This window comes from Sphingobacterium sp. HMA12, assembly GCF_002933815.1.
Taxonomy (GTDB): Bacteria; Bacteroidota; Bacteroidia; order Sphingobacteriales; family Sphingobacteriaceae; genus Sphingobacterium.
This window is the reverse complement of the sequence record NZ_BEYR01000008.1, coordinates 124,004-136,258: the sequence shown is the minus strand read 5'-3', so window position 1 is coordinate 136,258 and position 12,255 is coordinate 124,004. Positions and strand designations below refer to the sequence as shown.

Below are 12,255 nucleotides of genomic sequence, written 5' to 3'. Positions count from 1 at the left end.
TATGTCAGTATTTAAAGTAGCATCGAGATATGCAAAGTCATTGATTGACTTGGCTAGCGAGCAAGGCTCACTGGAGACCATCAAAACAGATATGGATTCGTTCATTACTGTTTTAAAATCCAGTTCAGAATTGCAGGCTGTTTTTGCCAATCCTATTGTTCCATTGGACAAGAAGAAAAACATATTGGATGCTTTATTTAAAGATAAGATCAACCCAAATATCTTGGCATTCTTTAAGATCATGATCAATAAAGGTCGTGGGATGATCGTATATGCTACTGCTCAGGAATTTATCCGCGAGTATAACGAGGTAAAAGGTATTGTTAAAGCTACAGTTACCTCCGCAACACCACTTTCTGAAGCTAATTTGGCAGCGATGAAAGATGTGCTTGCAAAAGAAACCAACGCTCAGGTGATATTGGTCAATAAAGTCGATAGCAAGCTGATCGGTGGATTTGTAGTCAATATTGGTGACCGTCAGATTGATGCAAGTATTGCTGGTAAGTTGAACAAATTAGAAAGATATTTGAATCAGGGTAACTAAGTTATTCTGGTACTTGAAGTAAAATAAATCAAAAAACCCCTTATAATAATTAAAATGATAGAGGTAAGACCAGATGAAGTTTCGGCGATTCTAAGAGAACAATTGTCGGGCTTTAAATCAGAAGCCGAACTAGAGGAAGTGGGTACCGTACTTGCTGTAGGCGACGGTATTGCTCGTATTTACGGCTTAACTAAAGTTCAGTCCGGTGAGTTGGTTGAATTTGATAACGGATTACAAGGTATTGTATTAAACTTAGAAGAAGACAACGTCGGTGTTGTACTTTTAGGTCCTTCTGACGAAATCAAAGAAGGAGATACGATTAAACGTACCAACCGTATTGCATCCATCAAAGTTGGAGAAGGTTTGTTGGGACGTGTAGTAAATACATTGGGTCAACCAATTGATGGTAAAGGACCTATCCAAGGTGAATTGTACGAAATGCCTATCGAACGTAAAGCTCCGGGTGTTATCTACCGCCAACCGGTAACAGAGCCATTACAAACAGGTATCAAGGCAATCGATGCGATGATTCCAGTAGGTCGTGGTCAACGTGAGTTGGTCATCGGTGACCGTCAAACAGGTAAAACTGCGGTGTGTATCGATACGATCTTGAACCAAAAGGAATTTTATGATGCAGGTCAACCTGTATTTTGTATCTACGTTGCCGTAGGTCAAAAGAATTCTACGGTAGCAAATATCGTTCGTACATTGGAGGAAAGAGGTGCAATGGCTTATACTGTTGTAGTCGCTGCTTCTGCTGCTGACCCTGCTCCACTTCAATTCTACGCGCCAATGGCAGGTGCTGCTATCGGTGAGTTCTTCCGTGATACAGGTCGTCCAGCATTGATCGTTTATGATGATTTATCTAAACAAGCTGTGGCTTACCGTGAGGTTTCTTTATTGTTACGTCGTCCTCCAGGTCGTGAAGCATATCCAGGTGACGTGTTTTACCTACACAGCCGTTTGTTGGAGCGTGCAGCGAAAATTAACTCTTCAGATGATATCGCCCGTAACATGAATGACCTTCCTGAATCTATCAAGCATTTGGTTAAAGGTGGAGGTTCATTGACAGCTCTTCCGATCATCGAAACACAGGCGGGTGACGTGTCAGCGTATATCCCTACCAACGTGATCTCTATTACAGATGGTCAGATCTTCTTGGAGTCTAACTTATTCAACGCCGGTATTCGTCCAGCGATCAACGTGGGTATTTCGGTATCTCGTGTGGGTGGTAACGCACAGATCAAACCGATGAAAAAGGTATCCGGTACTTTAAAGTTAGATCAAGCACAGTACCGTGAATTGGAAGCTTTCGCGAAGTTCGGTTCCGATCTAGATGCTGCAACTAAAGCCGTATTGGATAAAGGTGTTCGTAACGTGGAAATCTTGAAACAAGGTCAATACTCTCCAGTTTCTGTAGAGAAACAAGTTGCGATTATTTATATTGGTACAAAAGGTTTATTACGTAATGTTCCAGTAAATAAAGTAAGAGAGTTTGAAGAAGAATTCTTAACACAGTTGGAACAACGTCATCCAGAAGTTTTGTCCGCGTTCAAAGCTGGTAAATTCTCTGATGAGTTGACTGCAGTATTAGAAACAGTAGCTAAGGATTTAGCATCAAAATATTAAATAGATGTGAGATGATAGATTTGAGATTTGAGATGTCTTTAATAGATTTCTTAAATCTCACGTCTCAGATCTCCTATCTCCAATCTCAGATATGGCAAATTTAAAAGAAGTAAGAAACCGGATTACCTCGGTATCATCAACACAGCAGATCACGAAAGCCATGAAAATGGTATCGGCTGCTAAATTGAAGCGCGCTACTAACGCTATCTTACAATTGCGCCCATATGCGAATAAACTAAGAGATATTTTGGCTGATGTTTCTGCAAGTGTGGAAGGGAGTAATTCTCCTTTTACAGTAGATCGTGAGCCAAATAAGGTGTTGATCGTTGTTGTTTCTTCTAATAGAGGTTTGGCTGGAGCATTCAATGCGAATGTTATCAAGATGACCAATAATTTGATCCTTAACAAATATGCGGAGCAACATGCAAAAGGTAATTTAAGTATCATTGGTATTGGTAAAAAAGGTTATGATTTCTATTCGAAACGTAATTTTAATGTAATAGCAAACCACTCAGACTTGTTTTCTGATTTGAATTTTGGGTCTGTTTCAGTAGTGACAGAATTTATCATGGAACAATTTAAAGAAGGTAATTTTGATCGTGTAGAAGTGGTTTATAACCAATTCAAAAATGCTGCGGTTCAAGAATTGACAGCAGAGCAGATTTTGCCTTTATTACCACCTGCAGAGGAAAACACACCACATACGCATAAAGCAAAAATAGAAGCCGAAGTGGATTATATCATCGAGCCTTCCAAAGAGAAGATTATCGAGGAATTAATTCCTAAAGCCATCAAGATTCAATTATACAAAGCTGTTTTGGATTCCAATGCTTCGGAGCATGGAGCACGTATGACAGCCATGGATAAAGCGACTGAAAACGCTGGTGATTTATTAAAATCACTTAAGTTGTCTTACAACCAAGCGCGTCAGGCAGCAATTACGACAGAGTTGACGGAAATCGTTTCCGGAGCAGCAGCTTTGTCAAACGGATAATTCGTTATTCAAAAATGCATAAAGAAGGCGATAATCGAAAGGTTATCGCCTTCTTTATCTTAGTACCCCGTGCTACCACCTGATTAAGGCTGATCCCCAGGTAAAACCTGCACCAAAAGCGGCTAAACAAATGAGATCACCCGCTTTGATTTTTCCAGCTTCCCATGCCTCGCATAGCGCTATCGGTATGGAGGCTGCTGTGGTATTTCCATATTTTTGGATATTATTGAATACCTGATCCTCAGTTAATCCTAATGTTTTCTGTACAAATTGTGAGATCCGAAGATTCGCTTGATGTGGGATCAATAAATCAATGTCTGAAGTTTTTAGATTGTTTTTGGTCAAAGCCTCATGAATTACTTCGGGAAATTTTACAACTGCCTTTTTGAACACAGCCTGTCCGTCCATATTTGGGAACGCCGTTCCATCTTCCAACATTTCTTTGGTCATCAATAATCCGCCCAATTCCTGTTCAGGCCAGTCGGGCATTTTATCCAACCAGATTCCGCTCGATGCCCCAGGGTAATACATAGCGAGCTTTTCTGCCTCAGCGCCATCTGAATGTAAATGCGTACTCAAAATGCCTTGGCCAGCTTCGGTGGTAGGCTGTACAACTACTGCTCCGGCACCATCACCGAAAATAACGGAGACAGCACGTCCTCTGGTTGAAAAATCAAGTGCAAACGAATGCTTCTCCGAACCTACTACAAGCACATTTTTATACATTCCTGTTTTGACAAATTGATCTGCTATAGACAGCGCATAAATGAAACCCGAACATTGGTTCCTAATATCTAATGCGCCCACTTCATTCATCCCCATTTCCCGTTGCAGTAATACCGCACAGCCGGGGAAATAATAGTCGGGAGATAAGGTTGCAAAAATAATAAAGTCGACATCTTCCTTGCTGATGTTTGCGCGTTCAATTGCTATTTTCGCTGCTTCAACACCCATTGTGGTGGTTGTTTCTCCGATACGGTCGGCATAGCGGCGCTCTTTGATCCCCGTTCTTTCCTGAATCCATTCATCGCTGGTATCCATGAAACGTGTTAAGTCATTGTTGGTATATACGTTTTTCGGAACGTAATAGCCAATTCCTGCGATTTTCGACTGAAACATAATAAATTCCTCTAATTGATTGTATTCTTCCCTTTTATATTGTCGTTAATTTAGAAAAAAATATTCTATTTTTGCAGCATGGGTACCCAAACTGCTGAAGAAACCTTTACATTAGAAGAGATATTAGCGTCTGTTAAGGACTCTAATCGACTGATTTTGTGGAATGATGAAACGAATACATTCGACCATGTGATCCATTGTTTAATGTACCACCTCCAATATACCGAGAAACAAGCGGAGAAAATCGCATGGAAAGTTCATACGGAAGGAAAGTGTGCTGTTTTGGAAGGGACTTTCACTGAGATGGAAATCTACCGCAAGATTTTGAAAGCTGAGGGATTGACGGTCTCTGTAGAATAAACTTACTATCCTTTTTGTTACGGTAATAATGTGGTTACGCTTTAAGTTTGTCTCTAAGTTTTAGTTTTATTTGCACTAAACTATAAACTAAGCTGAAGCTCTCATGTCATTTAACGCTAAATCGTTTAAATTTTTATTATTATTTGTATTCTTTCTACCGGTTATCGTTTTTGGACAAACTGGTCAAATCAAAGCTATCTTGATCGATAGCAAAACTTCCAAACCTATTTCATCTGCCAGTGCTGCGCTTTTAGATGCGAGCAATAACAATTATGTCAAAGGTGCACAGTCAGTAGACCAAGGCTTTCTTTTATTTACAGATATCAAACCCGGTAAATATAATGTCCGTATTAGTTATGTAGGCTACGAAACGCAGACCATCGAGGGGGTGGATGTGGCCGCATCGAAAAGCAGGGACCTCGGAAGGATTGGTTTAAACTCAACCGGTGAGCTACTAGATGAAGTTGTTGTTGAAGGGAAAGTGCCTGCGATGCAGATTGGTATTGACCGTAAGACCTTTAATGTAGGCGAGAGCTTGGTCAGCGCGGGCGGAACAGCAACAGATGTTCTAGCGAATGTACCCACGCTTCAGGTGGACCAAGACGGCTCGGTGAGCCTGCGCGGATCCAGTAGTGTCAAAATTCTAATAGATGGCCGTGAGTCTGCATTAGCAGGAAATGACGTCACATCTTTGCTTCAGAGCCTTCCGGCCAATTCCATTGAAAAAGTTGAGGTCATTACAAATCCCTCGTCTAAATATGATGCAGAGGGGCAGACGGGGATTATTAATATTGTCTTAAAGAAAAATATTCGCACAGGGTTGAACGGATCGATAAATACATCTGCAGGTTCCTATGATAATTATATGGCTGGTCTAACGTTGAATTATAGGGATCGGAAATTCAATTATTTCGGATCCTATAACTTCAATAAACGTCATATGGTGGGGAGTGGGAAAACGGACAATATCTTTTTGGGTGATACGACACGCAATTATAGCGAATCCGAATCCTCAAGAAAGGGCAACAGCCATACGGTAAAAGCCGGATTTGACTACAATATGTCTGATCGTACTTCATTGAGCTTTTCGGGTAATTTGAGTATTCGGGATAATAAACGGATAGAGGACTTAAATTATCGCTTTTATAAAGGAGCAGACGAAACGGGAACGAGCGTTCGTAATTCGACTCAATTTGAAGATGACTTAGGGTATGAGTTCAACGCCGATTTTAGACATCAATTTAAGCGACAGGGGGAGGAATTGACGGCGAATGCGAGTTATGGAAGAGACAAGGAGGATGGCACGAACGGCTTTTGGCAAAATTATACCGATGGACGGAGAAATACCCAACGAAATAATGTGACGTCTGAAGATGGGAAGAATATCAATCTACAATTGGATTATGTACTGCCTTTCTCTGAATCAAGCAAATTTGAGGCCGGCTACCGTTCCCAGATTAGAAAATCTTTTGATACACAAGTATCCGATACTTTGATCGTCGATGAAATTTATGGACGAGACTATAGAGTTAGCAATGATTTTGATTTTACCAGTGCTGTCCATGCGGTCTATGCCAATTATCAAAATAAGCTGACGGATAAAATTGGCTATCAAATTGGATTACGGGGTGAACAATTTGAACTCAAATCCACTTATTTCTCAAAGGACCCAGACGCCGCGGAAAAAGAGTCCAATGCAAAGCAAAATTTTTTCAGATTATACCCGACATTGTTTTTGACCTATGATGTAGATGATAACGGTGATAAAGTTCAGTTTAGCTATTCGCGTCGTGTGCAACGCGCACGTGGCTGGCAGGTCAACCCATTTCTAAATGTATCCGATGATTTGAATTACCGTCAGGGAAATCCGAATCTGAAGCCAGAAGATGTACATAGTTTAGAGATGAGTTTTGCGAAAACTTTTGGAAAGGTCAATTTAATATCTTCGGCTTACTTTAATCATGCGAGTGAGGTTATTCAGCCTTTTGTCTACAAGATAGAAGATGGCCGAACATATAGTCGATGGGAGAATATGACGAGCCGTAATCTTTCGGGATTTGAGTTTATTTCAAAGGTGAGTGCAACGAAAGATTTTGACTTTACATTTAATCTCAATTTGATCCATATTAAATATAATGCAAATCCAGACTATGAGATAAAAGAAAGAAAGGACTTCGCTTATAATACAAATTTAACCGCGAATTATCGTTTTACACCTACTTTTTCTGCTCAGATGAGGGGAGAGTATAATTCGTCACGGGTCATGGCTCAAGGTCGGATGAATGCGATGAAAGGCGTGGATGTGGCGTTGAAAAAGGATGTATTTAAGAAGAAAGCGTCAATTATGTTAAATGTCAGAGATGTATTTAATTCACGAAAAATGAATGGTGTGACAGAGACATCTCAACTTGTATCTAATTTTGAACACCGTTGGATGAAGAGAATGGTGACTTTATCGCTCTCATACCGCTTTGGTAGTCAGGATCTAAATAAGTTGAAGAAGAAGGAAACAAATACGAATGAAATAAGTGGGGGCGGTGAGGAATATTAAAAAATATTCCTCTTTTTAAGCCCAAATATGTAATTTTAATTTTGAAACAAACCTAAAACTAAAAAGAATGAAGTTATTAAAAACAGTTCTTGCAGTATCGGTGATGGCATTTTCAGCACATCTAAATACTGCCGTAGCGCAAGCAAAAAAAGAGATCCCAGCGTACAAAATTTTGGATTTACCCCGTGTGGATATCAAGAAATTCAAAAAGAATAAAGCTGGAGCATATGTTATTTTCGATGGTACTTCGATGGAAGGCTGGAGAGGATATGATAAAACTGTAGTGCCCAAAAGATGGGTTATCAACGAAGGTGCAATTAAATTTGATAGCCAGGCAAATGTAGGTAAAGATGAAGGTGGAGATCTGATTTTTGCCCATGATTTTAAAAATTTTGAATTGGAAATGGAGTGGAAGGTTGCCAAAGGCGCAAATTCAGGGATTTTCTTCTTGGCTAAAGAGGTAGAAGGTCAACCGATTTATATTTCATCTCCGGAATGTCAGGTTCTTGACAACGAAAACCATCCGGATGCTAAAATGGGTGTTGATGGAAACCGGAAATCTACATCTTTGTATGATATGATTCCCGCAAAACCACAAAATGGCAAACCTTATGGCGAATGGAATAAAGTGAAGATCCGTGTGAACAATGGTAAAGTGGAGCATTTCCAAAATGGTGTAAAAGTAGTTGAATATACCTTGTGGGATAAATCATGGATTGACCTATTGCAAAAAAGTAAATTCAGTGAAGAAAAATGGCCGTTGGCTTTTGAGTTGCTGAGCCATGTAGGTGGAGACAGCAAATCAGGACTAATCGGTCTTCAAGATCATGGAAATGATGTTTGGTTTAAGAATATAACCGTAAAAGTTTTAAAATAAAAAAAGCAGCTTTTAAAGCTGCTTTTTTGTTATAATATAGATTGTAATTCTTTCAGATCGAGGATCATATGCGGTACGTCTTCAGGTTGTTCGGCACTATTCGGATTAAAGAAAATTGCGTCCATTCCGACATTCATGGCTCCACGTACATCCGCATCCAGATTATCACCGATCATCAATGATTGTTGCGCTTGTGCTCCTGTCGTTTCCAGTGCGAATTGAAAGATCTTCGGATCGGGTTTGTTCACCCCGACGACTTCAGAAATAAAAATATTTTTGAAATATCTGTTCAAATTGCTTTTTTCCAATTTGGTCTCACAAGCCTCTTTAAAACCATTGGAAATCAAATGCAGGTTGTATTTTTCGTCCAGATAAGACAGGGTTTCGTGTGCATGTGGGAATAGATTTGTCTTTTGGGGACAGATTGCGAGGTATTCCAGTTCAAATTCTTCCGGAAATAATTCGGGGTCTACACCCAATTCGGTAAATGTATCAGCGAAGCGAGCTTTTCTTAACTCAGGTTTGGAGATTTTTCCATGGTGGTATAAGCCCCAAAGTCGATGATTGTTGATCGTATAAGTTTCAATGAAACGGTTTGGGGACTCCTTGTCAAACAAGCTGTCAAACTTGTATTTAAAATATAATTCGTGGAGACTTTCTTCGGCATTTTTGTCAAAATCCCAGATGGTATGATCCAAATCAAAGAAAATATCCTTTTTTTCACGATTAAACATATACAAATATACCACCTACGCAGCGATTTTATATTATTGTGAATCGGCTAATTTTCTTCTTTGTGTCATAATCTTTAGGATATTTCCGAATGCCTTGATGAATAGCTATTTTTGCTACATGAAGAAAGCGCTTTTACTCTTTTATTTCCTTTTGTTTTACGCGATCATGCAGTTGATATGGTGGGGGGTGATGTTCATCCGGTTTGATCCAAGCAAAAAAAATATGATTATAGGCGAGGGCATTTTCTTCTTGATCATTTTTTTATGGGGTGCGTGGCGGTTAAAGCGCTTGGTAGAGCGAGAACAGAAATTGTTGCAACAGCAGCAAAATTTCCTTTTGGCTATTACGCATGAGTTGAAATCTCCTTTGGCTTCAGTCAAACTCTATATTCAGACCATTTTGCGACGGGATCTGGATAAAGAGCAACAGCAGACTTTTTTAAGAAATTCCCTAAAAGATATTGAGCGATTGGATGATCTGGTAGAGAATGTCTTGATGACAACCAAACTGGACAGCCGCAATTACAGCATGCCCAAGGAGGATTTTAACTTTACTTCTTTGGTGGAGCAAATTGTCGATCGGCTTCAAAAAAATTCATGTAGTTCACAGGTATTGAAACCTTACTTGGAATCGGACATTATTATCCATGGTGATAAATTTGCGATCAGTAATGTCGTGACAAACCTCATTGAGAATGCTATTAAATATTCACCGGCTTGCGCCATGGTGGATGTCAAACTATATACGGAGAGTAATAAAATAATTTTTTCTGTTGCTGACCATGGTATCGGTATCAGTGATGAAGAGAAAAAACTTATCTTTAATAAGTTTTATCGCGTGGGAAGTGAAGCAACACGGAAAACCAAAGGCACTGGTTTGGGGTTATATATCGTGAAAACTGTGTTGCAGAAGCACGATGCGACCATTAAAGTTAAAGATAACACTCCTAAAGGGAGTATTTTTGAAGTAACATTTGAAAGAAATGCAAAGTAAACAAAGAATATTACTTGTCGAAGATGAAGAACACTTGTTAGAAGCAATCAAGTTGAATCTCGAAATGGAAGGTTACCGTGTCACTACGGCTACTGACGGAAAAAAAGCATTGAAAGTTTTTAAAGAGGAACGTTTCAATCTCGTGATATTGGACGTTATGATCCCTGAAATTGACGGATTTCAAGTTGCAGAAACAATCCGACTACAGAATACAGAGGTTCCTATCATGTTTTTGACTGCCAAGAACAGTAGCGAAGACCGTATCACTGGACTAAAAAAAGGTGCCGATGATTATTTGGTAAAACCGTTCAATCTAGAAGAGTTGATTCTCCGTGTAGGAAATTTGGTTCGTCGCGGCATGAAACCTGATGATCTAAAAGAATTGAATTCTTATCAAATCGGTGACAAGACCATCTATTTTAATTCTTACGAATTGCATCATGCAGATGGAACGATTACGTCATTAACGAAAAAAGAGACTATGCTATTGAAGCTGTTGATCGAACGTCGTAATGAAGCCGTTTCCCGTGAGCAGATTTTAGAAACTGTATGGAATTATGATGTTTATCCTTCGACGCGTACCATTGACAATTTCATTTTGACGTTTCGGAAATATTTTGAGCCTGATCAAAAACATCCGATCTTTTTTCACTCTATCCGAGGTGTTGGTTATAAATTTACCGACAATAATGCATAGCAAATAAAAGATGATGACAATTAAGGCTAGAATAGCCGTTATTTTTATTGCTGCGTTACTTTTGGGCTATGGTTTATACCAAGGGCATTATCAAACAGCTGTCTTGCTGGCTGGTGGAATTGGTTATCTAATTTGGAGCCATTTCCGGGAGGGATCAGTTTTCTTGGCAACACAAGCTTTTCATAGACAGGACTATGAAAAGACAAAAAGCTTGTTATCCGAAATAAAAAATCCGGATACCCTTCGTAAGGGCCGTCGTAATTTTTATGAATTCATGATGGGAAATATAGCCCTAAAAGAGGGACATATCGATGCGGCTGAATACCATTTTCAGCTGGCCTCCCGTTTACCTTGGAAAAAAGATAATGAAAAAGGTATGGTAATGATCAATTTGGCCAATATTGCACTGCGAAAGACTGATTATGAAAGAGCAAGGGCATATACAGATGTGGCTAGCAAATTGCATTTAACTGCAAGACAGGTCAGTATTATTACAAAAATAGAAAACGAAATTTCAAAACATTTATAGTGAGTACTACTTTACAAAACGACTTATTGATTAGGGCTGCGTTCTCGCAGCAAACGGAGAGACCTCCGGTGTGGATGATGCGTCAGGCTGGACGCTTTATGAAAGAATACTGGGATATCAAAAACAAGTATTCTTTTCTCGAAATGTGCAAAACCCCAGAGATTGCAGCAGACGTAACGATGCTGCCAGTGGATTTGTTGGGAATAGATGCGGCGATCTTGTTTTCGGATATTTTGGTTACAGCTGAGGCAATGGGTGGAGATCTGTCATTTGAACAAGGAGTAGGCCCTCGTTTTTCTAATCCGATTCGTTCTGTCAAAGATGCTGATGCATTATCAACCGATTGTCTGGATAAATTGCAGTATGTTGCGGATGCCATAAAAGTAATTCAACAACGTCTTGATAATCGTATCCCATTGATCGGTTTTGCGGGAGCACCTTTTACTATTTTAAGTTATTTGGTTGAAGGCGGTTCGTCAAAAGACTTTAAATTGACGAAGTTGATGTTAAACAATCAACCTGAATTGGCGCATACAATCCTTCAAAAGATTGCTGATGTAACAGTAGAATATCTTAACATGCAGATCGCCGCAGGCGTAAATGCGATCCAATTATTTGATAGTTGGGCGTTGGCCTTATCATGGAATGACTACCGTGATTTTTCACATTACTACAACAAACAGATCATCTCCAAATTGAACCGCAAGGATATTCCTGTCATATCCTTCTGTAAAGGATCATCTGTCTTTGCTCCGATGATGGTAGAGGCGCAGCCAGATGTTGTTTCGATCGACTGGAATGCCGATCTTAAAAATATGAAGCAATCTTTGCCTCAGGGAATTGCAGTTCAGGGAAATTTAGATCCTTTTGTATTATATGCCGAAAAACCTGTTATCAAAAAGAAGATTATAGAATTATTTGAGCGCATGCGCGGAGAGAATGGTTTTATATTCAACTTGGGACATGGTATCATGCCTGATATTCCTTTCGATAATGTAAAATACGCAATCGAGGTTGTGAAAGAATTTAGCTATTAAACTTTTGATTGTATTGAATTCTAAAAACGAAATAAGATTTTAGATAAATATCCGATCGAGAAGAAAGAAGACTTGCTACAACTAGCAGGTCTTTTTTTTGAACAGGAGATGGCAGCTGTAAATCGTTAAAACTAAGATTTTTATTGTTTAATAATGCGTAAAAATTGGGATTATAGCAGGTATGGCGAAA

The 12,255-nt window shown here is 39.4% G+C and carries 12 protein-coding genes; 10 read left to right on the top strand and 2 right to left on the bottom strand.

The genetic code is table 11. The features are described from left to right. Position 1: 1 nt before the first annotated feature. The 3 genes from atpH to atpG all read left to right on the top strand — a co-directional run bounded on the left by atpH (position 2) and on the right by atpG (position 3,167). Positions 2-544, top strand: coding sequence for an ATP synthase F1 subunit delta (gene atpH / locus HMAT_RS25900; RefSeq protein ID WP_104385732.1), 543 nt, complete (start codon positions 2-4; stop codon positions 542-544). 54 nt (positions 545-598) lie between these two features. Then, on the top strand, positions 599-2,173 hold the full coding sequence (atpA, locus tag HMAT_RS25895; RefSeq protein WP_104385731.1) for a F0F1 ATP synthase subunit alpha: 1,575 nt from the start codon (positions 599-601) through the stop codon (positions 2,171-2,173). 91 nt (positions 2,174-2,264) lie between these two features. Then, positions 2,265-3,167, top strand: coding sequence for an ATP synthase F1 subunit gamma (gene atpG, locus HMAT_RS25890; protein ID WP_104385730.1), 903 nt, complete (start codon positions 2,265-2,267; stop codon positions 3,165-3,167). Positions 3,168-3,239: 72 nt separating this feature from the next. On the opposite strand, the gene HMAT_RS25885 is transcribed toward atpG, so the two are convergent. Beyond that, entirely contained in the window at positions 3,240-4,286 is a 1,047-nt protein-coding gene (locus HMAT_RS25885; RefSeq protein WP_104385729.1) for a 3-oxoacyl-ACP synthase III family protein, read from the bottom strand. A 78-nt stretch (positions 4,287-4,364) separates the two neighbouring features. Here HMAT_RS25885 and HMAT_RS25880 point away from each other — a divergent pair, with 78 nt between their 5' ends. From HMAT_RS25880 to HMAT_RS25870, 3 genes are all read left to right on the top strand, one after another. Continuing rightward, complete coding sequence (locus HMAT_RS25880; RefSeq protein ID WP_077437687.1) at positions 4,365-4,646, top strand: ATP-dependent Clp protease adaptor ClpS; 282 nt, start codon at positions 4,365-4,367, stop codon at positions 4,644-4,646. Between the two features lie 103 nt (positions 4,647-4,749). Beyond that, the gene (locus tag HMAT_RS25875; protein WP_104385728.1) at positions 4,750-7,197 is read left to right on the top strand and encodes a TonB-dependent receptor domain-containing protein; all 2,448 of its coding nucleotides are present in this window, start codon (positions 4,750-4,752) and stop codon (positions 7,195-7,197) included. A gap of 67 nt (positions 7,198-7,264) precedes the next feature. Further along, positions 7,265-8,074: a DUF1080 domain-containing protein gene (locus tag HMAT_RS25870; protein ID WP_104385727.1), complete on the top strand. Its 810-nt coding sequence runs from the start codon at positions 7,265-7,267 to the stop codon at positions 8,072-8,074. 29 nt (positions 8,075-8,103) lie between these two features. Here HMAT_RS25870 and HMAT_RS25865 read toward each other — a convergent pair whose 3' ends face one another. After that, the gene (locus HMAT_RS25865) at positions 8,104-8,808 is read right to left on the bottom strand and encodes a YjjG family noncanonical pyrimidine nucleotidase (RefSeq protein WP_104385726.1); all 705 of its coding nucleotides are present in this window, start codon (positions 8,806-8,808) and stop codon (positions 8,104-8,106) included. Between the two features lie 118 nt (positions 8,809-8,926). Here HMAT_RS25865 and HMAT_RS25860 point away from each other — a divergent pair, with 118 nt between their 5' ends. From HMAT_RS25860 to hemE, 4 genes are read left to right on the top strand one after another with little or no spacing between them, the layout of a single operon-like run. Continuing rightward, entirely contained in the window at positions 8,927-9,802 is an 876-nt protein-coding gene (locus HMAT_RS25860) for a sensor histidine kinase KdpD (RefSeq protein ID WP_104385725.1), read from the top strand. Further along, complete coding sequence (locus HMAT_RS25855; RefSeq protein ID WP_104385724.1) at positions 9,792-10,499, top strand: response regulator transcription factor; 708 nt, start codon at positions 9,792-9,794, stop codon at positions 10,497-10,499. Before HMAT_RS25860 ends, HMAT_RS25855 begins: the two co-directional genes overlap by 11 nt. Before the next feature lie 10 nt (positions 10,500-10,509). Further along, on the top strand, positions 10,510-11,028 hold the full coding sequence (locus HMAT_RS25850; RefSeq protein WP_233789607.1) for a hypothetical protein: 519 nt from the start codon (positions 10,510-10,512) through the stop codon (positions 11,026-11,028). Then, complete coding sequence (hemE, locus tag HMAT_RS25845) at positions 11,028-12,065, top strand: uroporphyrinogen decarboxylase (protein ID WP_104385723.1); 1,038 nt, start codon at positions 11,028-11,030, stop codon at positions 12,063-12,065. Before HMAT_RS25850 ends, hemE begins: the two co-directional genes overlap by 1 nt. Positions 12,066-12,255 lie beyond the last annotated feature (190 nt).

Excerpts from the sequence above, each read along its gene's own strand:
- atpG (WP_104385730.1), top strand. The coding sequence starts at position 2,265 with ATGGCAAATTTAAAAGAAGTAAGAAACCGGATTACCTCGGTATCATCA.
- HMAT_RS25885 (WP_104385729.1), bottom strand. The coding sequence starts at position 4,286 with ATGTTTCAGTCGAAAATCGCAGGAATTGGCTATTACGTTCCGAAAAAC.
- atpH (WP_104385732.1), top strand. The coding sequence starts at position 2 with ATGTCAGTATTTAAAGTAGCATCGAGATATGCAAAGTCATTGATTGAC.
- HMAT_RS25855 (WP_104385724.1), top strand. The coding sequence starts at position 9,792 with ATGCAAAGTAAACAAAGAATATTACTTGTCGAAGATGAAGAACACTTG.
- HMAT_RS25860 (WP_104385725.1), top strand. The coding sequence starts at position 8,927 with ATGAAGAAAGCGCTTTTACTCTTTTATTTCCTTTTGTTTTACGCGATC.
- HMAT_RS25865 (WP_104385726.1), bottom strand. The coding sequence starts at position 8,808 with ATGTTTAATCGTGAAAAAAAGGATATTTTCTTTGATTTGGATCATACC.
- HMAT_RS25870 (WP_104385727.1), top strand. The coding sequence starts at position 7,265 with ATGAAGTTATTAAAAACAGTTCTTGCAGTATCGGTGATGGCATTTTCA.
- atpA (WP_104385731.1), top strand. The coding sequence starts at position 599 with ATGATAGAGGTAAGACCAGATGAAGTTTCGGCGATTCTAAGAGAACAA.
- HMAT_RS25880 (WP_077437687.1), top strand. The coding sequence starts at position 4,365 with ATGGGTACCCAAACTGCTGAAGAAACCTTTACATTAGAAGAGATATTA.
- HMAT_RS25850 (WP_233789607.1), top strand. The coding sequence starts at position 10,510 with ATGATGACAATTAAGGCTAGAATAGCCGTTATTTTTATTGCTGCGTTA.
- HMAT_RS25875 (WP_104385728.1), top strand. The coding sequence starts at position 4,750 with ATGTCATTTAACGCTAAATCGTTTAAATTTTTATTATTATTTGTATTC.